Origin of the sequence: Endozoicomonas sp. ISHI1 (genome assembly GCF_024606225.1) — a bacterium.
In the GTDB taxonomy this organism is placed as follows: domain Bacteria; phylum Pseudomonadota; class Gammaproteobacteria; order Pseudomonadales; family Endozoicomonadaceae; genus Endozoicomonas_A.
On sequence record NZ_JAGRPU010000039.1, the window covers coordinates 25,980 to 52,247 of the forward strand.

General features: G+C 49.4%; 10 protein-coding genes. 3 read left to right on the top strand and 7 right to left on the bottom strand.

Translation table 11 applies throughout. From position 1 onward, the window contains the following. Positions 1–387: 387 nt before the first annotated feature. Both KBW69_RS19320 and KBW69_RS19325 read right to left on the bottom strand, forming a co-directional pair. Positions 388–627, bottom strand: coding sequence for a hypothetical protein (locus KBW69_RS19320; RefSeq protein ID WP_257274748.1), 240 nt, complete (start codon positions 625–627; stop codon positions 388–390). Between the two features lie 102 nt (positions 628–729). Continuing rightward, a complete protein-coding gene (locus KBW69_RS19325) occupies positions 730–1,035 on the bottom strand; it encodes a hypothetical protein (RefSeq protein ID WP_257281925.1) in 306 nt (101 codons plus the stop codon). Between the two features lie 46 nt (positions 1,036–1,081). Between KBW69_RS19325 and KBW69_RS19330 the strand changes: the two genes are divergently transcribed. Next, entirely contained in the window at positions 1,082–8,503 is a 7,422-nt protein-coding gene (locus KBW69_RS19330) for a hypothetical protein (RefSeq protein WP_257281926.1), read from the top strand. A gap of 635 nt (positions 8,504–9,138) precedes the next feature. On the opposite strand, the gene KBW69_RS19335 is transcribed toward KBW69_RS19330, so the two are convergent. From KBW69_RS19335 to KBW69_RS19350, 4 genes are all read right to left on the bottom strand, one after another. Further along, positions 9,139–9,267, bottom strand: coding sequence for a hypothetical protein (locus KBW69_RS19335; RefSeq protein WP_257276343.1), 129 nt, complete (start codon positions 9,265–9,267; stop codon positions 9,139–9,141). 510 nt (positions 9,268–9,777) lie between these two features. Further along, the gene (locus KBW69_RS19340) at positions 9,778–9,981 is read right to left on the bottom strand and encodes a hypothetical protein (RefSeq protein WP_257281927.1); all 204 of its coding nucleotides are present in this window, start codon (positions 9,979–9,981) and stop codon (positions 9,778–9,780) included. Beyond that, complete coding sequence (locus KBW69_RS19345; RefSeq protein WP_257275691.1) at positions 9,982–10,185, bottom strand: hypothetical protein; 204 nt, start codon at positions 10,183–10,185, stop codon at positions 9,982–9,984. 204 nt (positions 10,186–10,389) lie between these two features. Beyond that, positions 10,390–10,710 carry a hypothetical protein gene (locus KBW69_RS19350; RefSeq protein WP_257281928.1) on the bottom strand — a complete coding sequence of 107 codons (321 nt, stop codon included), beginning with the start codon at positions 10,708–10,710 and terminating at the stop codon, positions 10,390–10,392. On the opposite strand from KBW69_RS19350, the gene KBW69_RS19355 reads away from it, so the two are divergent. Further along, entirely contained in the window at positions 10,691–13,870 is a 3,180-nt protein-coding gene (locus KBW69_RS19355; protein ID WP_257281929.1) for a hypothetical protein, read from the top strand. The genes KBW69_RS19350 and KBW69_RS19355 overlap by 20 nt on opposite strands. Here KBW69_RS19355 and KBW69_RS19360 read toward each other — a convergent pair. Then, on the bottom strand, positions 13,867–14,055 hold the full coding sequence (locus tag KBW69_RS19360; protein WP_257281930.1) for a hypothetical protein: 189 nt from the start codon (positions 14,053–14,055) through the stop codon (positions 13,867–13,869). The two genes, KBW69_RS19355 and KBW69_RS19360, sit on opposite strands and share 4 nt — an antisense overlap. Positions 14,056–14,279: 224 nt before the next feature. Between KBW69_RS19360 and KBW69_RS19365 the strand changes: the two genes are divergently transcribed. After that, positions 14,280–26,268 (top strand): hypothetical protein (locus KBW69_RS19365; protein ID WP_257281931.1); only part of this gene is annotated, 11,989 nt, incomplete at its 3' end.

Consider the following 26,268-nt stretch of genomic DNA (forward strand, 5'->3'; position numbering starts at 1 on the left):
CAGACGGGCTGTCCTGCGATGAAGCGGCCCATCTCAAAAACCATTCGGATTTTTCCTCTGCCAGTTTCAGGCACCCCTGACCCTCTCATCGAGCTGCAACAGAGCTCCCACCCGCTTTTTTAATGGGTAGACCGGATAACAAGAGCGGCTGCCATGTTTCTGCATGATGGCTCTTTATAGTCTATATATACGAACACGAATACGAGTAATTATCATCATTGTTTTTCGCGGTACGCACTCAATGAACAACAGCCCGATGAAAGATCAGTATCGGAAAAGCCCACCTATCTGCACAAAGTCGCCTTTACTATTATTGTCACTTGTCGTTTTTTTTCCAAATTGGAACAGTTGGGCCAGCACTATTAAGCTGGACAATAATCATTTCAATCAATACCTGAACACCAACCACCCGGTCAAAAATACGGCTACTTTAGCCCTTACTTCACCCAGTCCGGTGTCACCTCCAGAAGTTTCATTTGCTATCCCATCAACATCAGCACAGCCATCAACCAGTGCATTGAAAGCTACTTCTGTAACACGTACTTCAACCACTTCGGTATCACCGTCGGTCATTTCATCCGCTGCCCCATCATCAACAGCACAGCCTTTAAGCAGCGAATTGACCACTCATTCTGTTGTACGTACTTCATCCAGTTCGGTGTTACCTTCGGAAGTTACATCGGCTGCCCTATCGTCATCAGCACAGCCATCGACCAGCGAATTGACCACTCATTCTGTGGAACTTACTTCATCCAGTTCGGTGCCACCTTCTGAAGTTTCATCCGCTGCCTCATCGTCATCAGCACAGCCTTCAACCAGCGAATTGAGCACTAATTCTGTAGCCCGAAATTCAGCCAGTTCGGTATCACCGTCAGTAGTTTCATCTGCTGTCATATCGTCATCAGCACAGCCTTTAACCAGCAAAGAGACCACGGCTTCTTTAGCCCATACTTCATCCAGCCTTGTGTCACTTCCAGACACTTCGTCCGCTGTCCCGGCATCATCAGCACAGCCTTCAGTCAGCAAAGTGACCACGGCTCCTTTAGCCCGCACTTTATCGAGTTCGGTGTCACCTTCGGAAATGTCAACCGCTGTCCTGGCGTCATCAGCACAGCCTTCAAGCAGCAGGGCCAGAACTATTCAGCTGGACAATAATAATTTCAATCATTATCTGAATCCCGACCACCCAGTCGAAGGTCACTATGAGTTAATCGGCAATATTGACCTGCAATTAGCTGACTGGAAACCTGTCGGCAATGCCTCCAAACCATTCTCTGTCACTCTGCTTGGCAACGGCCACATTATTTCCGGCCTCAAAGTTTCAACATTTGCAGATAATGCTCCCTCGGGCTTGTTTGGGTCATTGGAGAACAGCACCATCAGGCAGATCCTGCTTAACCGGCCAAGAGTGACCAGTACCGGAAACAAGAGTCCAACTGGTGCACTTGCAGGAGAGTTGAAAGGCAGCAGGGTTGAAGAGGTTTTCAATTTTGACGGAACCATCCAAACGAGCGGTTTTCACAGTCATGGCGGAGGTATAGCGGGCAGTGTTTCTGATAGCATCGTACACAATAGCCTGAACAACGGCACCGTTTTTATAACCGGTTCCGCCAGCAAAGGCGGTATCGCTGGATTGGCCGATCAGTCGTCGTCTATTTCAAATAACCTGAATACCGGAAAAATAAGCTCCAGGAATTCAGATTACTCACCTGCCGGTGGCATTGTCGGAACACTGAGAAGCAAGAGTGTTGCTAACAGTAACACAAATACCGGCGAGGTGACGGTTAGACATACCGAAAGCTCCGGAGGGATTGCAGGAGAAGCAGAAGCAGTCAGGATCTTGCATAACCTGAACACCGGAAGAATAGCTTCCGAGTATCTGAATGGCACTAGCCGGAGAGCTGGACGCAGTGGTGGAATAGTAGGAAAGGCCTTCAGGCAAACACTGGTCAGCAAAAACCTCAACACAGGCAACATATTTTCAAATTATTATGATACACACGCCGGTGGAATAGCAGGGCAAGTGATCAACGCTGCTGTCGTTCAAAATGTCAATGTCGGAACTGTCACTACTCGCGGTCAAAGAGGACATGCTGGAGGTATTGCCGGACAGGCCGAGGGTGGGAGCACTCATGATAACCTCAATGCCGGAGCCATCATAACGGAAAGTATGAGGGCTGATCTCGGTGGTATTTCCGGGGCGGCCACTCTCTCGGCCTCAGTTTACAACAATGTTAATACGGGTTCAGTTAAAGCTCAGGCTGCCCATAGCTACATGAGCGGAGCAGTGGGAAGAGTCGCAGGGGAAGGTCGTATTGAGAAAAACCTGGATACTTTCACAAAGTATCAACCGACTGATGGGAGTGATGATGGGCGCAATACAGGCATCATAAGACTATCCAATAGCGATCTCAAATCAAATCTGAACGGTTTAAACAGCACGCTCTGGAATGCCGGCGATACATCGCAGCTGCCGATGCTCAGAGGCATTAACACTCCCTATCGTGAACTTGTTCGAATAAATGGCACCAAACAGGTAAATAACCAGCTTCCCACCGTACTGAACGAGTTTGCAGACCCCGGTGGTGCCGCAAACGCCACCTCTTTCAATCGTACTGTCTGGAACGGTCGGAATGGCTACTTACCTTTTCCAAAAGTGTTCTTCGAACCACCCATATTACTGATCGGAATTGATTGCATGCAAGGAGGATTTGACTGCGGCAAAAGAACACCTCCTCAATTGATCCATGAAATTGAAATAGATCCAGACAGGTTGCCAAAGTATACGGTTCCAACACCCGATGGCCCTGATCTGACAAGACATTGTTCGCCGCATAGGATTTATAGTATTTCATGGAATAGGAACGATGCGCACATAGCGTTGGCAATAACTTCCGGTCCATATCCACAAACCAGAGAGTGTCGATTTGCAGGGGCCGTACAAATCTTTGGCATGGATGCTTCGGGGAATTTCGAACTCTTGTACACCATGAAAGATCCGAAAATCGGGGTATGGAGCCTTGACTATAATCACGATGGCAGCCGGTTAGCAGTTGGCAGTTATGACCGTAATGTCTGGGTTTACAACGTGCTGGACGGATACACTCTGGAGCATGTCCTAGACGATAGTACAAAATGGGTACGGATCGTCAAGTACAACCACGATGGCACCCTGCTGGCGGCCGGCTCAAGTGATGGCAAGGTCAGAATTTATAACGGGATGTATCCGGGCATCCCCCTGTACACCCTGACCGCACCAAACGGGATACGGAGCCTTGACTACAACCGCGACGACACCCGGCTGGCCACCGTAGGGAATGATGCCAAGGTCAGGATTTATAATGGGAGAATCCCGACCTCGCCCCTGCAAACTCTGTCCGATCCAGAAGGCCATATATGGGCCGTTGTCTACAACCATAACAGCACCCAGATAGCAGCCGGTGGGAATGATCATAAGGTTTGGATTTATAACGGTACGAATCCGACCTCCCCCCTGCACGTCCTGTACGGTGCAACAAGCTCGATTCTGTGTATCGACTATAGTCGCGACGACACTCAGCTGGCAGCCGGGGGGTTTGATTATAAGGTCAGAATTTATGAAGTCAGGAATTCATCTAACCTCCTGTACATCCTACCCGACTCGAAAAACACTGTCCGGAGCGTTAAATACAGCCACAATGGCAAATGGCTGGCAGCAGGGGGAGATGATCAACGTCTGAGAATTTATAAGATCGATACTTCATCGTCGTCTACACAGCCAGCAACCGACGAATTGACTACCGCTTCCGTTCACCCTACTTTGCTCAGTTCGGAGTCACCATCAGAAGCTTCATCTGCTGTGCCATCGTCATCGGTACAGCCGACAACCAGCGGGGCCAGAACAATTCAGCTAGACAATAATAATTTCAATCAATATCTGAATGCCGAACACCCAGTCGAAGGACGCTATGAGTTAACCGGTGATATTGACCTGCGATCAGTTGACTGGAAACCCGTCGGCAATATTTCCAAACCATTCTCTGTCACTCTGCTTGGCAACGGTCACGTTATTTCCGGCCTCAAAGTTTCAACATCTGCAGATAATACTCCCTCAGGCTTGTTCGGGTCATTGCAGTACAGCACCATCAGACAGGTCCTGTTACAACAGCCAAAAGTGATCAGTACCGGAGACAACAGCCCGACCGGTGCGCTTGTAGGAGAGTTGAAAGGCAGTAAAATTGAAGAGGTAGTCAATTCTGCCGGAAGCATCCAAACAGGCGGTCTTCAGAGTCATGGCGGAGGTATAGCGGGCAGTGTTTCTGACAGTGTCATACGCGATAGTGTGAACACCGGCACTGTTTTTACAACCGGATCCGCCAGCAAAAGCGGTATCGCTGGATTGGCCGTTCAATCATCGTCTATTTCAAATAATCTGAATACCGGAAAAATAAGCTCCAGAGATTCATATAACTCACCTGCCGGTGGCATTGTCGGAACACTGAAAGGCAACAGTATTGCTAACAATAACATGAACACCGGCGAGGTCGCAGCTGAACATTCCGAAAGCTCCGGGGGAATTGCAGGAGAAGCAGAAGCAGCCAGGGTCTTGCATAACCTGAACACCGGGAGAATAGCTTCCGATCATTTGTACGGTGAAGCCTTTGGCGGGAAAACCGGAAGCAGTGGTGGAATAGTGGGGCTGGCCTCCAGGCAAACCCTGGTCAGCAAAAACCTTAATACAGGTAGCATTTCAACAAGGGTTTATAATACATATGCCGGTGGAATAGCAGGGCAAGTGTTCAATGCTCCCGTTGTTCAAAATGTCAATGCCGGAACTGTCACGACTCACGACTATGGAGCATCTGCTGGCGGTATTGCCGGACAAGCTGAGGGTGGGAGCATTGTAGACAACCTTAATGCCGGAGCCATCTTAACGAAAGGTCCTAGCGCTCGTGTCGCTGGTATTTCCGGAAGTGCCACTCTTTCAGCCTCGGTGTACAACAATGTTAATACGGGGTCTCTTAAGGCTCAGGGCCTCTATCCCCGCGTAAGCGGTGCTGTGGCAAGAGTTTGGAGGGCAGGTTTTATTGAGAATAATCTGGATACTTTCACACGGTATCAATGGACCAATGATGATGGTAATGGACGCAATACAGGCATCAGAAGACTATCCAAAAGCGCTCTCAAATCAAATCTGAACGGTCTGAGCAGCGCGCTCTGGAATGCCGGTGATGAAACACAGCTGCCAATGCCCGGAGGCATTAACACTCCCTATCGTGAACTTGTCCGAATAAATGGTACCAAACAGGCAAATAACCAGTTCCCCACCGTCCTGAATGAGTTTGCAGACCCCGGTGGTGCCGCAAACGCCACCTCTTTCAATCGTAATGTCTGGAACGGGCGTTATGGCTACTTACCTTTTCCAAAAGCTTTCTTCGAGCCACCAAGATTACCGGACGGAATTGATTGCACACGAGGGGCATTTGACTGCGGCATAAGAACACCTCTTCAATTGATCCATGACATTGAAATAGATCCAAACAGGTTGCCGACACGTACTGCTCCAACACCTGCGGGCATTAGTCTGACAAGACATTGTCCGCCTCATAGGGTTTATAGTATTTCATGGAACAGGAACGATGAGCACATAGCGGTGGCAATAAGTTCCGGCTCATACGTATACGATAGCAAGTGTCCATATTCAGGGGCTGTACAAATCTTTGGCATAGATGCTTCGGGGGATCTCGAACTCTTATACTCCCTGAACGAACCGAAAGACTTTGTAAGGACCCTTGACTACAATCACGATGGCAGCCGGTTGGCTGTCGGGGGAGATGAAGGAAAGGTCTGGTTTTACAACGTGCTGAATGGTTACGCTCTGGAGCACGTTATGCACGATAGTAAAAGCTGGGTGTGGATCGTTAGGTACAATCACAATGACACCCAGCTGGCGACCGGGGGACGTGATAGAAAAGTCAGAACTTATAACGGGACGAATCCGACCACTCCCCTGTACACCCTGGCCCTGCCATACGAGGTACGGAGCCTCGACTACAACCATGACGGCACCAGGCTGGCCACCGTGGGGAATGATGCGAAGGTCAGGATTTATAACGGGAAAATCCCGACTTCGCCCCTGCAAACTCTGTCCGATCCAAAAGGTCATATATGGGTCGTTGTCTACAACCACAACAGCACCCAGATAGCGGTCGGTGGGAATGATGATAAGGTTTGGATTTATAACGGGACGAATCCGACCTCCCCTCTGCACGTCCTGCAGGATGCAAAAAGCTCAATTCTGTGTATCGACTACAACCACGACGACACTCAGCTGGCAGCCGGGGGGTTTGATGATAAGGTCAGAATTTATGAAGTCAGGAATTCATTTAAGCCCCAGTACATCCTGGCCGATTCGAAAGCCAATATCCGAAGCGTTAAGTACAGCCACAGCGGCAAATGGCTGGCAACAGGGGGGGATGACCAACGTCTGAGAATTTATAAGATCGACATTCCATCGTCGCCTACACAGCCATCAGCCGACGAATTGATGACCACTTCTGTTCCCACTGCTTTGCTCAGTTCGCAGTCACCATCAGCAACATCATCTGCTCTATCATCGACCTCTCTACGGTCATCAACCAGCGAGTTGAGCGCGGCTTCTGTAGCTCTTACTTCAGGTTCGGAATCACTAACAGAAGCTTCATCAGCTATACCATCGTCATCGGCAAAGCCACCATCCAGTGAATTGACCACTGTTTCTGTAGTTCGTACTTCACCCACTTCGGAATCGCCAACAGAAGCTTCACCAGCTATTCCAACGTCATCAGCGCAGCCTTCGACCAGTGAATTGACCACCGCTTCTGTGACCGACATTTCAACCCGTTCAGAGCCACCGTCAGAAACTTCATCCGCTGTCCCAGCGTCATCAGCACAGCCATCAACCAGCGCATTGACCACCGTTTCTGTGACCGACATTTCAACCCGTTCAGAGCCACCGCCAGAAACTTCATCCGCTGTCCCAGCGTCATCAGCACAGCCTTCAACCAGCGAATTGACCACGGCTGCTGCCATCAGAGCCTTAGAAAATTTGGAGTCACCATCAAACACTTCATCAGCCTTTGAAATATCATCTCCAACAAACACACCACGAACTAAATATTCATCGTCGTATACATCCCCGTCTGACAGTACATTCCCCACAACCGATTCACTTGATCTGTCAAACTGCCCACCACCAAAAGGCAAGCCTCTCTTTCAAACCTATGACGCGGAAAACCAGCAGATATACGTCGTCATTCAGCCTGAGTCGCCTTCCAAGGATGTTATTCTGGCACGCTATAAAGGTTCTGAACTGGATAAACAATTTGGTCGTTGCGGCATTGTGACTTACACCACCTCTGCTGACCACTCCAGCATACTGGATTCTTACCAGTCTCTGACAGGACAGGTGATTCACGAAACCACAGGCTCTCAACTTAACCTTGTTGCAACGACACCTTCAGGAAAAACAACCCTGTTTGAGTTCCCTTTAAGTGCCGCCCAGAAATATCCGGCACAATTGATCGCACGTAATAAGGTATTCCCTGAAAATGCGCAAATTAATGATACCGCTTATCATCAAGGCGTCATGTATTTAACAGGTACTCTAGATAACAGCCTATTTGTTGGCCGTTACCACCAGCGACGGCTCTTTTTTCCTGAAAACAGTGACCTGTATGATAAAGAACAAGGACTTAATCTAAAGCTCTCCCCAGATGGCGTAAGCCTATATGTAACCGGCAAAAGGTATGAAGATACGCCCTATCCTCTGTTTATCCGACAATACGACAGTCAACAGCTAAAACCCGTCGCCTCTTTTGGCAACAATGGCAAAGCGATAATAACTATCAACCACATTGTCACAGTTAACAACCAGCAGGACATCCTGATACAAAAAGACCAGATCTACGTTGCCGTATTCAGCCCTGAGGAAGAGACACTTTCTATTCGCCGTTTCGCCACTGACAATGGACAGATCGATAGTGCTTTTATAATTGACGACAGGATTGATTTTTCTTCCCGAACACCCGATTCGTTTGCAACCATCAGGCTGATGACCACGGAAGATTATTTGCACGCCATTATTTACCACAGTGATGGACAACTGTCGGTGTTTTCTTATCAAGACCAGGTCAATGTCCATCGTTTTGACACCACCATTAAGCCTGCGACAGCAGAGTCCATGCGTCCTGTTTTTGTCGGTGATAACGTCTATCTGGCCGTTGAAAATGCTGATATTGAGGGAGGTAGTCGGCAGGTACAGATGCAAGCAATTTCACTAGGTATTGAAAACTATAACTATCAAAAACCCGCTGCCGCTTCATCGTCCGCAGGATCGTCTTCGGTACTTCCAGATTGGGGAATTGGGCTAATTGCAGCGGGCACTGTGCTGGCTGTATCGGTTGCTGTTATCGTAGTCGTCAAGAGGTTTAAAAAGCAACCCCTTGGAACAGAAGCGGAAACCCACGAATTGCTCTCCTTTTGACATCCTCCCCCCACTTGAAGAGGGTATCACAAAAATGCTGTCAACATGCTAGCATACAAACCATAAAAAGCTGCTGAAAAAATACCGTACCATCGATAAAGCCAGTGACGTACATTCGTAGTGCTTGAATCCAAAAAACCTCCAAAGCATTACAATTTAATTGGTTAGCGCGATTTTGTGACGTAAAAGTAATTTTTGAGAACGGTTACCAGCTGCTCCTGCATTGCTCTGGCTCCTGCATCCACGCAGTCGTGCGGTTGCTATAAATTGGAGTTTTTCCCGCTCACCCGCATGTTTCTGCATGATGACTCCTCATAGTCTATATATACGAACACAAATACGATTAGTCTCATCATTATTTTTCATGGTACTCTCTCAATGAGCAACAGCCCGATGAAAGATCAGTATCGGCAAAGCCCAACTATCTACACAAAGTCGTCTTTATTATTATTGTCACTTGTCGTTTGTTTTCCAAGCTGGAACAGCTGGGCCAGCACTATTAAGCTGGACAATGATCATTTCAATCAATACCTGAGTACCGACCACCCGGTCATAAATACGCCTACTTTAGCCCGTACTTTATCCAGTCCGGTGTCACCTCCAGAAGTTTCATCTGCTGTCCCATCAATATCAGCTCAACCATCAGCCAGCACATTGAACGCTACTTCTGTAACACGTACTTCAACCACTTCGGTATCACCGTCAGTAATTTTATCCGCTGTTCCATCGTCATCAGCACAGCCTTCAACCAGCGCATCGACCACTCATTCTGCGGCACGTACTTCATCCAGTTTGGTGTTACCTTCGGAAGTTTCATCTGCTGTCCTATCGTCATCAGCACAGACTTCAACCAGCGAATTGAGCACTCATTCGATAAGACGAACTTCATCCAGTTCGGTGCCACTTTCTGAAGTTTCATCTGCTGTCTTATCGTCATCGGCACCGCCTTCAACCAGTGAATTGAGTACGGCTTATGTAGCGGGAACTTTATCCAGTTCGGTGTCACCGTCAGTAGTTTCATCTGCTGTCGTATCGTCATCAGCACAACCACCGACCAGCGTGTCGATCACTCATTCTGTGGGACGTACTTCATCCAGTTCGGTGTCACCTTCAGAAGTTTCATCCGCTGTCCTATCGTCGTCAGCACAGCCTTCAACCAGTGAATTGAGCACTCATTCTGCAGTCCATGCTTCACTCAGTTCGGTGTCACCTTCAGAAGTTTCATCCGCTGCCCCATCGTCATCAGCGCAGCCTTCAACCAGTGAATTGAGCACTCATTCTATAGCACGAACTTCATCCAGTTCGGTGCCACTTTCTGTGGTTTCATCTGCTGCCTCATCGTCATCGGCACAGCCTTCAGCCAGTGAATTGAACACGACTTCTGTAGCACGTACTTCATCCGGTTCGATGTCGCCTTCTGAAGTTTCATCTGCTGTCCCATCGTCATCAGCACGGCCTTCAATCCGTGAATTGAGCACTCATTCTATAGCCAGAACTTCATCCAGTTCGGTGCCACTTTCTGAGGTTTTACCTGCTGCTCCATCGTCAACAGCGCAGCCTTCAACCAGTGAATTGAGCACGACTTCTATAGCCCGAACTTTGTCCGGTTCGGTGCCACCTTCTGAAGTTTCATCTGTTGTCTCAGCGTCATCAGCACAGCCTTCAAGCAGCGAATTGGGCACGACTTCTGTAGCACGTACTTCATCCGGTTCAGTGTCACCTTCTCAAGCTTCATCTGCTGCCCCATCGTCATCAGCACAGCCTTCAACCCGTGAATTGAGTACTCGTTCTGTAGCCCATGCTTCACTCAGTTCGGTGTCACCTTCGGAAACTTCATCCGCTGCCCCATCGTCATCAGTACAGCCTTCAACCAGTGAGTTGAGTACTCATTCTATAGCCAGAACTTCATCCGGTTCGATGTCAACTTCTGAAGTTACATCCGCTGTCCTATCGTCATCAGCACAGCCTTCAACCAGTGAATTGAGCACGACTTCTGTAGCACGTACTTCATCCGGTTCGGTGTCACCTTCTGAGGTTTCATCCGCTGTCCCAGCATCATCGGCACAGCCTTTAACCAGCGAATTGATCACCACGTCTGTAGCTCGCACTTCAGCCAGTTCGGTATCACCTTCAGAAGCTTCATCCACCGCCCCATCTTCATCAGCACAGCCAACAATCAGCAAGGCCGTGACTATTGAGCTGGACAATAATAATTTCTATCAATACCTGAATGCTGACCACCCGGTCGAAGGTCGCTACGAGTTAATCAGTGATATCAACCTGAGCGAATTCACTCCCTGGGAACCCGTCGGCAATACCTCCAAACCGTTTTCTGTCACCCTCAATGGCAATGGCCACGTTATTTCCGGCCTCGAAGTTGCAACATCAGCAGATAACACAACCTCAGGCTTGTTCGGGTCGCTACGGGACAGCACCATCAGACAGATCCTGCTTAAACAACCAGAAGTGATCAGTTCCGGAAATACGAGCCCGACCGGTGCACTTGTGGGAGCGTTGAAAGACAGCAGGATTGAAGAGGTGGTCAATTATGCCGGAGCGATCAGAACGGGTGGCTATCACAGTCATGCCGGAGGTTTAGCGGGCAGTGTTTCCGGTAGTGTCATTCGCAATAGTGTCAACACCGCCGCCGTGTTCACAACCGGAAGCACCAGCACAGGCGGTATCGCTGGGGTGGCGGATCAGAGTTCTTCTGTATCAAACAACCTGAATATTGGAACAATAACTTCCAGAAGCCTGGATAACTCACCTGCCGGTGGCATTGTTGGAAGGCTGAAAGGCAATGGCGTTGCCAACAACAATGTGAACACCGGGGAGGTTAATGCTGGCCATACCGAAGATTCCGGAGGGATTGTAGGAAAAGCAGGATCAGCCAGACTGTTACATAACCTGAACACCGGAAAAATTGCCTCCGATTATTTGAGCGTTACTTCCTGGAAAAGAGCTGGGAGCATTGGCGGAATAGTAGGGTATACGGAAAGACAAACTCTGGTCAGCAAAAACCTCAACACAGGTAGCACGTCTGGAAAGCATAGCACCCAAGTGGGTGGAATAAGTGGGCAATCGGTCAACTCTAGCGTTGTTCAAAACGTAAATGCCGGAGCTGTCAGTTCTGACGGCAATCTTGCAGATATCGGAGGTATTGCCGGAGTAGCAAGGGGTGGAAGTATTCATGACAACCTGAATGCTGGACCAGTCATTGGGAAAGGGGATGATAGTCGGGCTGGCGGTATGTCCTCGCTGGCTCGTCGGGCCTCGGTTTATAACAATGTTAATACTGGCTTCATTAATTCAACTAGCCATCTAAGCCCGGCAGTTGCAAACGTTTACGAGGCAGACCTCATTGAGAATAATCTGGATACTTTCACAAAGTATTACCGGGTTTCTACTGTCGATTTCAATGGATATAATACAGGTGTCGTAAGAGTATCGGAAAGTGCTCTCAAATCAGGCTTAAACGGCTTAAGCAGCAGGCTCTGGAATGCCGGTGATACAACAGAGCTGCCGATGCTCAGAGGTATTAACACCCCCTACCGTGAACTGGTCCGAATCAATGGCACCCAACCGACAAATAACCCGTTTCCCACCGTCCTGAATGAGTTCGCTGACCCAGGTGGCGCCGAAGACGCGACCTCTTTCAATCGTACTGTCTGGAACGGTCGACATGGTTATTTACCGTTTCCTAAAGTTTTCTCTGAACTGCAAACATTACTGGCCGTAATGGATTGCACACTTGGGGGATTTGACTGCAGCGGGGTAAAGGACATCACAGCAACTCTGTTGGCTACAGCATTGTCATCCGCAAAATTATCATCCGCAAAGCCGCTCACCACTGAATTGACCACGGCTGCTGCAATCAGAGCCTTACCTGATTTGGAGTCACCATCAGACACAATATCGGCAACATCATCCTCATTGGCACAGCCGCTAACCCGTCTATTGAGCACGGCTGCTGCATCCAGTGCCCTGCCAGACAGTCCATCCCCCACAACCCATTCACTTGACCTGTCAAACTGCCAGCCACCAGAAGGCACACCGCTCTTTCAAACCTATGACCCGGAAAACCAACGGGTATACGTCGTCATTCAGCCTGAGTCGCCTTCCAAAGGGATTGTTCTGGCGCGCTATAAAGGTTCTGCACTGGACCAACAATTTGGCCAGTGCGGCATTGTGACTTACACAACCTCTGCCGACTACTCCAGACTACTGGATTCCTACCCGTCTCTGACAGGGCAGGTTATTCACGAAAAGACGGGCTCTCATCTGGTTCTTGTTGCAACAACACAGTCAGGAAAAGCAATTCTGTTCGAGTTCCCGTTAAGTGCTACCCGGAGCTACCGGGGAGAATTCACTGTACGTAACGACCTGTTCCCTGAAAGTGTGCAAATTAATGATACCGCTTATCATCAGGGCGCTATTTATTTTACAGGAACCCTCGATAACAGCCTGTTGGTGGGTCGTTACCAGCAGCGACGGATCTTTCTTTCTGAAAACAGTGGCTCGTATGATAAAGAACAAGGGATTCATTTAAAGCTATCCCAAGACGGCAAACGCCTTTATGTAACCGGTCAAAGTGAAGAAGATGCACCCGATCCTCTGTTTATCAGACAATACGACAGTCAACAGCTAAAACCCACTGCCTCTTTTGGCAACAATGGCAGAGGGATAATAGCCACCAATTACGATGACATGATCAACAGCCAGCAGGACATCCTGATACAAAAAGATCAGGTCTTCGTTGCCCTATACAGCCCTGAGGGAAAAAAACTTTCTATTCGCCGGTTCGCCAGTGACAATGGACAGATGGACAGTGCTTATATGATTGACGACAGTATTGATTTTCCTTCCCCCGCACCGGGTTCGTTCGCGACCGTCAGGCTGATAGCAACAGAAGATTATCTGCACGCCGTTATCTACAACAGCGATGGACGACTGACCGTATTGACCTACAAAGATCAGGTCAATAACCATCGTCTTGGCACCACGTTTAAACCCGCGACAGCCAATACTATGCGCCCGGTTTTTGTCGGTAACAAGGTCTATCTGGCTGTTGAAATTGATGATACCGGGGAAGGCAACGAGCGAGTTCGGATGCAAGAAATTGCTCTGGATCTGGAGGGTCTGGAGGGTCTGGGAAACGATAACCTTCAGAAACCTTATGATGATTTATCGCCTTCGCAATCCTCTTCAGACACTTCTGATTGGAAAACCGGGCTCATTATTGTCGGCGCTCTCGTAGTCGTTGCAACGATTACGGTGATCGTAGCCATTAAGAAGTTTAAAAAGCAACCCCTTGGATCAGGAGCGGAAACCCACGAATTGATGCCCATAAAGGCTAATTCGGCTTAGCGCAAACCCGCATAAATGGCTCCCGGCAGGGCTGTCTGGTTATCCTTGCAAAAGACAGGATGACCTGCCCGACTCAGCCAGAAAAGGTTACCCCTGATCCCCCCCCCTCTGCTCAAACTGGAACTTTTCCCGGTTGCCAACATGTTTCTGCATGATGGCTCCCCATAGTCTATATATACGAACACGAATACGACTAGTTCTCATCATTATTTTTTGTGGTACTTACTCAATGAATAACCGTTCGATGAAAGATCAGTATCGGCAAAGCCTAACTATCTGCACAAAGTCGTCTTTACTGTTATTGTCACTTGTCGTTTGTTTTCCAAATTGGCACAGTTGGGCCAGCACATCCGTAGCTCGCACTTCATCCAGTTCGGTGTCACCGTCAGAAGTTTCATCGGCTGTCCCGGTGTCAACTTCTGAAGTGCCAACCACTGCCCCAGCGTCATCAGCACCGCCACCCACCAGCAGCGCCCGCACGGTTCAGCTGGACAATAATAATTTCAACCACTACCTGAATGCCGACCACCCGGTCGAAGGACGCTATGAGTTAATCGGTAATATTGACCTGAGCGGATCTCAATGGAAGCCTGTCGGCAATGCCTCCAAACCGTTCACTGTCACTCTGCTGGGCAATGGTTACGTTATTTCCGGTCTCGAAGTTTCAACATCAGCAGGTAACACAGCCTCTGGCTTGTTCGGGACATTGCAGGACAGCACCATACGACACGTCCTGCTTAATCAGCCAAAAGTCACCAGCTTCGGAAATGCGAGTCCAACCGGTGCACTTGCAGGTGAGTTGAGTCGCAGCAGGGTTGAAGAAGTGGTCAATTCTGCCGGAGCCATCAGAACGAGTGGTTATCACAGTCATGGCGGAGGTATAGCGGGCGTTGTTTCCGAGAGTGTCATACGCAACAGTGTCAACACCGGCAACGTTTTCATAGCCGGAAAAGCCACTTCTGGCGGTATCGCTGGTTGGGTTGATCGGACATCTTCTATTTCAAATAACCTGAATACCGGAACAATAACCTCCAGAGTAAAAGATAACCTACCTACCGGTGGCATTGTCGGAACACTGAAAAGCAACAGCGTTGCTAACAATAATATGAATACCGGCGAAGTCACTGCTACTGTCACCGACAGTACCGGGGGGATTGCAGGAGAAGCGCAAGCAGCCAGGCTATTACATAACCTGAACACCGGAAAAGTTGCCTCAGATCATATGATAGGTTATACCGGAGGAAGAGGCAGTAGTGGCGGAATAGTGGGGAAGAGCAGTCAAGCCCTGGTCAGCCAAAACCTCAACACAGGCAGTATTTCTTCAAAGGATCATTCAAGTGCAGGCGGGATATCAGGGGAAGTCAGCGACGCTCCTGTTATTCAAAATGTAAATGTTGGAACGGTCACTAATGACGGCATTGGTGGATATGCTGGAGGTATTGCCGGAGAAGCTGAAGGGGGAAGCATTCATGACAACCTTAATGCCGGAGCAATCACAACGAAAGCTCATAGCAGTGTCAGCGCTGGTATTTCCGGATCTGCAGGCCGCTGGGCCACGGTCTACAACAATGTCAATACGGGGTCGGTTACAGATCTGGGAGCAAATTACTCCCTTTTAAGCGGTGCAGTGGCAAGGTTACCGCGATGGCAGTCAGCTCGTGTTGAGAAAAATCTGGATACCTTCACAAAGTATCGCGACATTCATTCAAGGGGGTATAACAAAGTCGTAAGACTATCAAAAACTGCTCTAAAATCAGGCTTGAACGGTTTGAGCAGCGAACTCTGGAATGCCGGTGATACAACACAGCTGCCGATGCCCAGAGGCGTTAACATGCCCTACCGTGACCTTGCTCGAATTAACGGCACCCAACAGGCAAATAACCAGTTTCCCATCGTCCTGAATGAGTTTGCCGACCCTGGTGGTGACACAGAGGCGACCTCTTTCAATCATACTGTCTGGAATGGCCAGAATGGCTATTTACCCTTTCTAAAAGTTTTCTCTGAACTGCAAACCTTACTGGCCGAAATTAATTGCGCACAAGGAGGATTTGATTGCAGTGAGCAGGAAGACATCACGCCAACTCCATCGGTTGAATCATCGTCATCGGAAGAGCTTTCAACCAGCGAACTGATCACCACTTCTGTAGCTCAGACTTTGCCCGATTCATTGCCATCTTCTGAAATTTCATCCGTTGTCCTGTCGTCATCGGCGCAGCCATCAACCAGTGAATTAACAATCACTTCTGTTGCTCACACTTCATCCAGTTCGGTGCCACCTTCTGAAGTTTCATCTGCTGCCCTGTCGTCATCGGCACAGCCATCAACCAGCGCATTGCCCCCAACTTCTATAGCCCGAACTTCATCCAGTTCGGTATCACCTTCTGAAGTTTCATCCACTGTCCCGGTGTCAACTTCTGAAGTGCCAACCACTGCCCCAGCGTCATCAGCACCGCCACCCACCAGCAGCGCCCGCACGGTTCAGCTGGACAATAGTAATTTCAATCACTATCTGAATGCCGACCACCCGGTCGAAGGACGCTATGAGTTAATCGGTAATATTGACCTGAGCGGATCTCAATGGAAGCCTGTCGGCAATGCCTCCAAACCGTTCACTGTCACTCTGCTGGGCAATGGTTACGTTATTTCCGGTCTCGAAGTTTCAACATCAGCAGGTAACACGGCCTCTGGTTTGTTCGGGACATTGCAGGACAGCACCATACGACAAATCCTGCTTAAGCAGCCAAAAGTCACCAGCTTCGGAAATGCGAGTCCAACCGGTGCACTTGCAGGTGAGTTGAGTCGCAGCAGGGTTGAAGAAGTGGTCAATTCTGCCGGAGCCATCAGAACGAGTGGTTATCACAGTCATGGCGGAGGTATAGCGGGCGTTGTTTCCGAGAGTGTCATACGCAACAGTGTCAACACCGGCACCGTTTTCATAGCCGGAGAAGCCACTTCTGGCGGTATCGCTGGTTGGGTCGATCGGACATCTTCTATTTCAAATGACCTGAATACCGGAACAATAACCTCCAGGGTAAAACGTAACCTACCTACCGGTGGCATTGTCGGAACACTGAAAGGCAACAGCGTTGCTAACAATAATATGAATACCGGCGAAGTCTCTGCTACGTTTACCGACAGTTCCGGGGGGATTGCAGGAGAAGCGCAAGCAGCCAGGGTATTACATAACCTGAACACCGGAAAAGTTGCCTCAGATCATGTGATAGGTTCCAGACATACCCAAGCTGGCCGTAGTGGCGGAATAGTGGGGAAGAGCAGTCAAACCCAGATCAGCCAAAACCTCAACACAGGCAGTATTTATTCAAAGCATTGGTCAAGTGCGGGCGGGATAGCAGGGGAAGTCAGCAATACTCCGGTTATTCAAAATGTAAATGTCGGAACGGTGACGAGTGACGGCAATTACGCAGTTGCCGGAGGTATTACCGGAAAGCTTTCGGGTGGAAGCATTCATGACAACCTGAATGCTGGAGCAGTAGCAGAAAAAAACAGGGAGAGAGCTTACGTCGGAGGTATTTCCGGGACCGCCGGCAATTCGGCCTCGGTTTATAACAATGTCAATACGGGGTCAATTGAAGCTCACCCAAGGTATAGCTATATAAGCCCAGCAGTCGCCGCAGCTTCCAGGTCAGCTCGTATTGCGAATAATCTGAATACTTTCCGGATTTATAATAATAAAGGTGTCGTAGGGCTATCAAAAAGTGATCTCAAATCAGGCTTAAACGGTTTGAACAGCACACTCTGGAACGCCGGTGATGCAACACAGCTGCCGATGCTCAGGGCCGTTAACACGCCCTACCGTGACCTTGCCCGAATTAACGGCACCCAACAGGCAAACAACCAGTTTCCCATCGTCCTGATTGAGTTTGCCGACCCTGGCGGGACCACAGAGGCGACCTCTTTCAATCATACCGTCTGGAATGGCCAGAATGGCTATTTACCCTTTCTAAAAGTTTTCTCTGAACTGCAAACCTTACTGGCCGAAATTAATTGCGCACAAGGGGGATTTGATTGCAGCGAGCAGGAAGACATCACGCCAACTCCATCGGTTGAATCATCGTCATCGGAAGAGCTTTCAACCAGCGAACTGATCAGCACTTCTGAAGCTCAGACTTTGCCCGATTCATTGCCATCTTCTGAAATTTCATCCGTTGTCCCATTGTCATTAGCACAACCGTCAACCAGCGAATTAATCTCGGCTTCTGTAGCCCTTACTTCACTCAGTTCGGTGTCAACGCCTGAAGTTTCATCCGTTGTCCCATCGTCGTCAGCGCAGCCTTCAACCAGCGCATTGCCCACAACTGTAGCTCGTACTTCAAGCATTTCTGTGTCGCCGTCAGAAGTTTCATCTGTTTTGCCATCGTCGTCAGTACCGCCTTCAACCAGTGAATTGCCACCCACTTCTGTAGCCCAGACTTCACTCAGTTTTGTGTCACCTTCAGAAGTTTCATCGGCTGTCCCGGTGTCAACTTCTGTAGTGCCAACCACTGCCCCAGCGTCATCAGCACCGCCACCCACTAGCAGCGCCCGCACGGTTCAGCTGGACAATAATAATTTCAACCACTACCTGAATGCCGACCACCCGGTCGAAGGACGCTATGAGTTAATCGGTAATATTGACCTGAGCGGATCTGAATGGAAGCCTGTCGGCAATGCCTCCAAACCGTTCACTGTCACTCTGCTGGGCAATGGTTACGTTATTTCCGGTCTCGAAGTTTCAACATCAGCAGGTAACACAGCCTCTGGCTTGTTCGGGACATTGCAGGACAGCACCATACGACAAATCCTGCTTAAGCAGCCAAAAGTCACCAGCTTCAGAGATAGGAGTCCTACCGGTGCGCTTGCGGGGCTGTTGATTCGCAGCAGGGTTGAAGAAGTGGTCAATGATGCCGGAGCCATCAGAACGAGTGGTTATCACAGTCATGGCGGAGGTATAGCGGGCGTTGTTTCCGAGAGTGTCATACGCGACAGTGTCAACACCGGCACCGTTTTCATAGCCGGAAAAGCCACTGCTGGCGGTATCGCTGGATGGGTCGATCGGACATCTTCTATTTCAAATGACCTGAATACCGGAACAATAACCTCCAGGGTAAAACGTAACCTACCTACCGGTGGCATTGTCGGAACACTGAAAGGCAACAGCGTTGCTAACAATAATATGAATACCGGCGAAGTCACTGCTACGTTTACCGACAGTTCCGGGGGGATTGCAGGAGAAGCGCAAGCAGCCAGGGTATTACATAACCTGAACACCGGAAAAGTTGCCTCAGATCATGTGATAGGTTCCAGACATACCAATGGAGGCCATAGTGGCGGAATAGTGGGGAAGAGCAGTCAAACCCTGGTCAGCCAAAACCTCAACACAGGCAGTATTTCTTCGAGGTATAGTTCAAGTGCGGGTGGGATAGCAGGGGAAGTAAACAACGCTCCGGTTATTCAAAATGTAAATGTCGGAACGGTCACAAGTGACGGTAATTACGCAGCTGCCGGTGGTATTGCCGGAAATCTCTCAGGTGCAGGTGGAAGCATTCATGACAACCTGAATGCTGGAGCAGTAGCAGAAAAAAGCAGGAAGATAGCTTTCGTTGGTGGTATTTCCGGGACGGCCAAATACTCGGCCTCGGTTTATAACAATGTCAACACGGGGTCAGTTGAGAGTCACCCAACCTTTAGCCATATAAGCCCAGTGGTCGGAAGACTCTTTAATGAGGGCCATATTGCGAATAATCTGGATACTTTCACAAGGCCTAAATGGACTCCTCATTCACGGCGGGGATACAATAAAGGTGTCGTAAGATTATCGAAAAGTGCTCTCAAATCTGGCTTAAACGGTTTGAACAGCACACTCTGGAATGCCGGTGATGCAACACAGCTGCCAATGCTCAGAGCCGTTAACACGCCCTACCGTGACCTTACCCGAATTAATGGCACTCAACAGGCAAACAACCAATTCCCCATCGTCCTGATTGAGTTTGCCGACCCTGGCGGTGCCACAGAGGCGACCTCTTTTAATCGTACCGTCTGGAATGGTCAGAATGGCTATTTACCCTTTCTAAAAGTTTTCTCTGAACTGCAAACCTTACTGGCCGGAATTAATTGCGCACAAGGGGGATTTGACTGCAGCGAGCAGGAAGACATCACGCCAACTCCATCGGTTGAATCATCGTCATCGGAAGAGCTTTCAACCAGCGAACTGATCAGCACTTCTGAAGCTCAGACTTTGCCCGATTCATTGCCATCTTCTGAAATTTCATCCGTTGTCCCATTGTCATTAGCACAACCGTCAACCAGCGAATTAATCTCGGCTTCTGTAGCCCTTACTTCACTCAGTTCGGTGTCAACGCCTGAAGTTTCATCCGTTGTTCCATCGTCGTCAGCGCAGCCTTCAACCAGCGCATTGTCCACCACTTCTGTAGCTCGCACTTCAAGCATTTCTGTGTCGCCGTCAGAAGTTTCATCTGTTGTGCCATCGTCGTCAGTACCGCCTTCAACCAGTGAATTGAGTACGGCTTCTGTAGCCCACACTGCACCCGGTTCGGTGTCAACTTCTGAAGTGCCAACCACTGCCCCAGCGTCATCAGCACCGCCACCCACCAGCAGCGCCCGCACGGTTCAGCTGGACAATAATAATTTCAACCACTACCTGAATGCCGACCACCCGGTCGAAGGACGCTATGAGTTAATCGGTAATATTGACCTGAGCGGATCTCAATGGAAGCCTGTCGGCAATGCCTCTAAACCGTTCACTGTCACTCTGCTTGGCAATGGTTATATTATTTCCGGCCTCGAAGTTTCATCGTCAGCAGATGATATTCCCTCTGGCTTGTTCGGGACATTGCACAACAGCACCATCCAACAAATCCTGTTTAAACAACCAAAAGTGACCAGTACCGGAAATACGAGTCCCGCAGGTGCGCTTGTGGGAGTGTTGAAAGGCAGCAGGGTTGAAGAGGTGGTCAATTCTGCCGGAGCTATTCACACAGGTGGTTCTCACAGTCATGGTGGAGGTATAGCGGGCAGTGTTTCTGATAGCGTCATACACGACAGTGTGAACACCGGCACCGTTTTTACAACCGGGCACGCCAGTGCAGGCGGCATCGCTGGTTTAGCCGATCAGTCATCTTCTACTTCAAATAACTTGAATACCGGAAAAATAGCCTCCAGAAATGTTGTTTCCTCTCCTGCCGGTGGCATTGTCGGTGCGCTGAAAAGCAATAGCGTTGCAAACAACAATGTGAATACTGGTGAGGTCAATGCTGCCCAAACAGAAAGCTCCGGGGGGATTGTAGGAGACGGAACAACAGCCAGGATATTACACAACCTGAACACCGGAAAAATTTCCTCGGATCATCACGCAGGCACCCCCTGGATTCACGGATTCGGAACAAGTGGCGGAATAGTAGGGTCGGCTCGCAGTCAAACCCTGGTTAGCAAGAACCTCAATACAGGTAGCATTTCTGCAAAAAGCCATACCCATGTAGGTGGAATAGCAGGGCATATAACCAACGCTTTAGTTGTTCAAAATGCAAATGCTGGATCTGTCACTACTGACGGCATGGACGCAGAAGCCGGAGGTATTGTCGGAGAAACCCTAAGTGGAAGCATCCATGACAACCTTAATGCCGGAGCAGTCATAGGGAAAGATTCAGAATTTGACGGACAAAGTCCAACCGGCGGCATTACCGGAGATCTGCGGAATTGGGGCTCGGTTTATAACAATGTTAATACGGGATTGGTTCATGCACGACCATATAATAAAATGAGTCCGGCAGTCGCAAAATTACATCAAGCAGGCAGTATTAAAAATAATCTGGATACTTTTACAAGGTATAGACAACCTTATGACAGAAGTGATGGATACAACAGAGGTGTCGTAAGAGTACCGAAAAGTGCTCTCAAATCAAACCTGAATGGTTTAAACAGCGATCTCTGGAATGCCGGTGATGCAACACAGCTGCCGATGCTCAAAGGCGTTAACACCCCCTACCGTGATCTTGCCCGAATTAATGGCACCCAACAGGCAAATAACCAGTTTCCCATCGTCCTGAATGAGTTTGCCGACCCTGGTGGTGACACAGAGGCGACCTCTTTTAATCGTACCGTCTGGAATGGCCAGTATGGCTATTTACCCTTTCTAAAAGTTTTCTCTGAACTGCAAACCTTACTGGCCGGAATTAATTGCGCACAAGGGGGATTTGATTGCAGTGAGCAGGAAGACATCACGCCAACTCCATCGGTTGAATCATCGTCATCGGAAGAGCTTTCAACCAGCGAACTGATCAGCACTTCTGAAGCTCAGACTTTGCCCGATTCATTGCCATCTTCTGAAATTTCATCCGTTGTCCCGTTGTCATTAGCGCAACCGTCAACCAGCGAATTAATCTCGGCTTCTGTAGCCCACACTGCACCCGGTTCGATGTCAACTCCTGAAGTGCCAACCACTGCCCCAGCGTCGTCAGCACCGCCACCCACCAGCAGCGCCCGCACGGTTCAGCTGGACAATAATAATTTCAATCACTACCTGAATGCCGACCACCCGGTCGAAGGACGCTATGAGTTAATCGGTAATATTGACCTGAGCGGATCTGAATGGAAACCTGTCGGCAATGCCTCCAAACCGTACACTGTCACTCTGCTTGGCAATGGTTACGTTATTTCTGGCCTCGAAGTTTCAACGTCAACAGGTAATACGGCTTCTGGCTTGTTCGGGACATTGCAGGACAGCACCATACGACAAATCCTGCTTAAGCAGCCAAAAGTGACCAGTACCGGAGCTTCGAGCCCAACCGGTGCACTTGCAGGAGAGCTGAAACACAGCAGGATTGAAGAAGTGGTCAATTATGCCGGAGCCGTCAAAACAACCGGTTTTCGCAGTCATGCCGGAGGTATAGCGGGCAGTGTTTCTGATAGCGTCATTCGCGATAGTGTGAACACCGGCACCGTTTCCACAACCGGGAGTGCCAGTACCGGCGGTATCGCAGGGGTAGCCGATCAGTCCTCTTCTGTATCAAGCAACCTGAACATCGGAAAAATAACGCCCAGAAACAAACAGGACTCACCTACCGGTGGCATTGTCGGAAGGCTGAAAGGCGATAGCGTTGCCAACAACAATGTCAATACCGGTGAGATTAATGCCAGCAATAGCGGAGATTCCGGAGGAATTGCAGGAGTAGCAACAGCAGCCAGAGTTTTACATAACCTGAACACCGGAAAACTTGCTTCCTATTATGTGCAAGGCGCTGAATTCAGGGGAGGTGGAAGCGTTGGCGGAATTGCGGGGGAAGCGAACAGCCAAACCCTGGTCAGCAAAAATCTCAATACCGGTAGTATTTACGGAAAGTTCAACGCCTACGTGGGTGGAATAAGTGGGCAATCGGTCAACGCTCCTGTTGTTGAAAATGTGAACGCCGGACCTGTCACTTCTGACGGCTATCTTGCAGATATCGGAGGTATTGCCGGAATGGTGAGAGGTGGAAGCATTCATGACAACCTGAACGCCGGAGCAGTCATTAACAAAGGGGATACGAGTCAAGCCGGTGGCATTTCTGCGAAGGCTCGCTGGTCCTCGGTTTACAACAATGTTAATACGGGCTCCGTTAGTGCGGACGAGCTAAAAAGCGCTGCAGTTGCAGACATTTACGAGGCAGGCCACATTGAGAATAACCTGGATACTTTCACAAAATATCGCTGGGTTTCTATTTCTAGCTGGAGTGGATATAATGAAGGTGTCGTACGACTATCAAAAACTGCTCTCAAATCTGGCTTACACGGTTTGAACAGCACACTCTGGAATGCCGGTGATGCAACACAGCTGCCGATGCTCAGGGCCGTTAACACGCCCTACCGTGATCTTGTCCGAATTAATGGCACCCAACAGGCAAATAACCAGTTTCCCATCGTCCTGATTGAGTTTGCTGACCCTGGTGGTGACACAGAGGCGACCTCTTTCAATCGTACCGTCTGGAATGGCCAGTATGGCTATTTACCCTTTCTAAAAGTTTTCTCTGAACTGCAAACCTTACTGGCCGAAATTAATTGCGCACAAGGGGGATTTGATTGCAGCGAGCAGGAAGACATCACGCCAACTCCATCGGTTGAATCATCGTCATCTGAAGAGCTTTCAACCAGCGAACTGATCAGCACTTCTGAAGCTCAGACTTTGCCCGATTCATTGCCATCTTCTGAAATTTCATCCGTTGTCCCATTGTCATTAGTACAACCGTCAACCAGCGAATTAATCTCGGCTTCTGTAGCCCACACTGCACCCGGTTCGATGTCATCTTCTGAAGTGCCAACCACTGCCCCAGCGTCATCAGCACCGCCACCCACCAGCAGCGCCCGCACTGTTCAGCTGGACAATAGTAATTTCAATCACTATCTGAATGCCGACCACCCGGTCGAAGGACGCTATGAGTTAATCGGTAATATTGACCTGAGCGGATCTGAATGGAAACCTGTCGGCAATGCCTCCAAACCGTTCACTGTCACTCTGCTTGGCAATGGTTACGTTATTTCTGGCCTCGAAGTTTCAACGTCAACAGGTAATACGGCTTCTGGCTTGTTCGGGACATTGCAGGACAGCACCATACGACAAATCCTGCTTAAGCAGCCAAAAGTCACCAGTACCGGAGCTTCGAGCCCAACCGGTGCACTTGCAGGAGAGCTGAAACACAGCAGGATTGAAGAAGTGGTCAATTTTGCCGGAGCCGTCAAAACAACCGGTTTTCGCAGTCATGCCGGAGGCATAGCGGGCAGTGTTTCTGATAGCGTCATTCGCGATAGTGTGAACACCGGCACCGTTTCCACAACCGGGAGTGCCAGTACCGGCGGTATCGCTGGGGTAGCCGATCAGTCATCGTCTGTATCAAACAACCTGAACATCGGAAAAATAACGCCCAGAAACAAACAGGACTCACCTACCGGTGGCATTGTCGGAAGGCTGAAAGGCGATAGCGTTGCCAACAACAATGTCAATACCGGTGAGATTAATGCCAGCAATAGCGGAGATTCCGGAGGAATTGCAGGAGTAGCAACAGCAGCCAGAGTTTTACATAACCTGAACACCGGAAAACTTGCTTCCTATTATGTGCAAGGCGCTGAATTCAGGGGAGGTGGAAGCGTTGGCGGAATCGCGGGGGAAGCGAACAGCCAAACCCTGGTCAGCAAAAATCTCAATACCGGTAGTATTTACGGAAAGTTCAACACCCGTGCGGGTGGAATAAGTGGGCAATCGGTCAACGCTCCTGTTGTTCAAAATGTGAACGCCGGACCTGTCACTTCTGACGGCTATCATGCAGATATCGGAGGTATTGTCGGAATTGCGAGAGGTGGAAGCATCCATGACAACCTGAATGCCGGAGCAGTCATTAACAAAGGGGATACTGGTGAAGCCGGTGGTGTGTCTTCGAAGGCTCGTTGGACCTCGGTTTACAACAATGTTAATACGGGCTTCGTTAGCGCGACTGAGCGAGAAAGCGGCGCAGTTGCAAACCTTTACAAGGCAGGCCGCATTGAAAATAATCTGGATACTTTCACAAAGTATCGCTGGATTCCTCCTTCCAGATGGATTGGATATAATACAGGTGTCGTAAGGCTATCAAAAACTGATCTCAAATCAGGCTTAAACGGTTTGAACAGCACGCTCTGGAATGCCGGTGATGCAACACAGCTGCCGATGGTCAGAGCCGTTAACACGCCCTACCGTGATCTTGTCCGAATCAATGGTACCCAACAGGCAAACAACCAGTTTCCCATCGTCCTGAATGAGTTTGCCGACCCTGGTGGTGCCGAAAACGCGACCTCTTTCGTTCGTACTGTCTGGAACGGTCGGGATGGCTATTTACCGTTTCCTAAAGTGTTCTCTGAACTGCAAACATTACTGGCCGGAATGGATTGCACACCAGGGGGATTTGACTGCAGCGGGGTAAAAGACATTACGACAACTCTGTTGGCTATAACATTGTCATCTGAAAAGTTGTCATCTGAAAAATTGTCATCTGGAAAGTCGCTCACCACTGAATTGACCACGGCTGCTGCCATCAGAGCCTTAACTGATTCGGAGCCAGCATCAGACACAACATCGGCAACATCATCCCCATCGGCACAGCCGCTCACCACTGAATTGACCACGGCAACTGCATCCAGTGCCTTGTCTGTCAGTACATCCCCCACAACCGATACACTCAGCCTGTCAGACAACTGCCAGCCACCAGAAGGCACACCGCTCTTTCAAACCTATGACCCGGAAAACCAGCGGATATACGTCGTCATTCAGCCTGAGTCGTCTTCCAAAGGGATCGTTCTGGCGCGCTATAAAGGTTCCGAACTGGATAAACCATTTGGTCGTTGCGGCATTGTGACTTACACCACCTCTGCCGACCACT

Bases quoted from the DNA above. Each gene is read 5' to 3' on its own strand.
- KBW69_RS19330 (WP_257281926.1), top strand. From the start codon at position 1,082: ATGTCAACCGCTGTCCTGGCGTCATCAGCACAGCCTTCAAGCAGCAGG.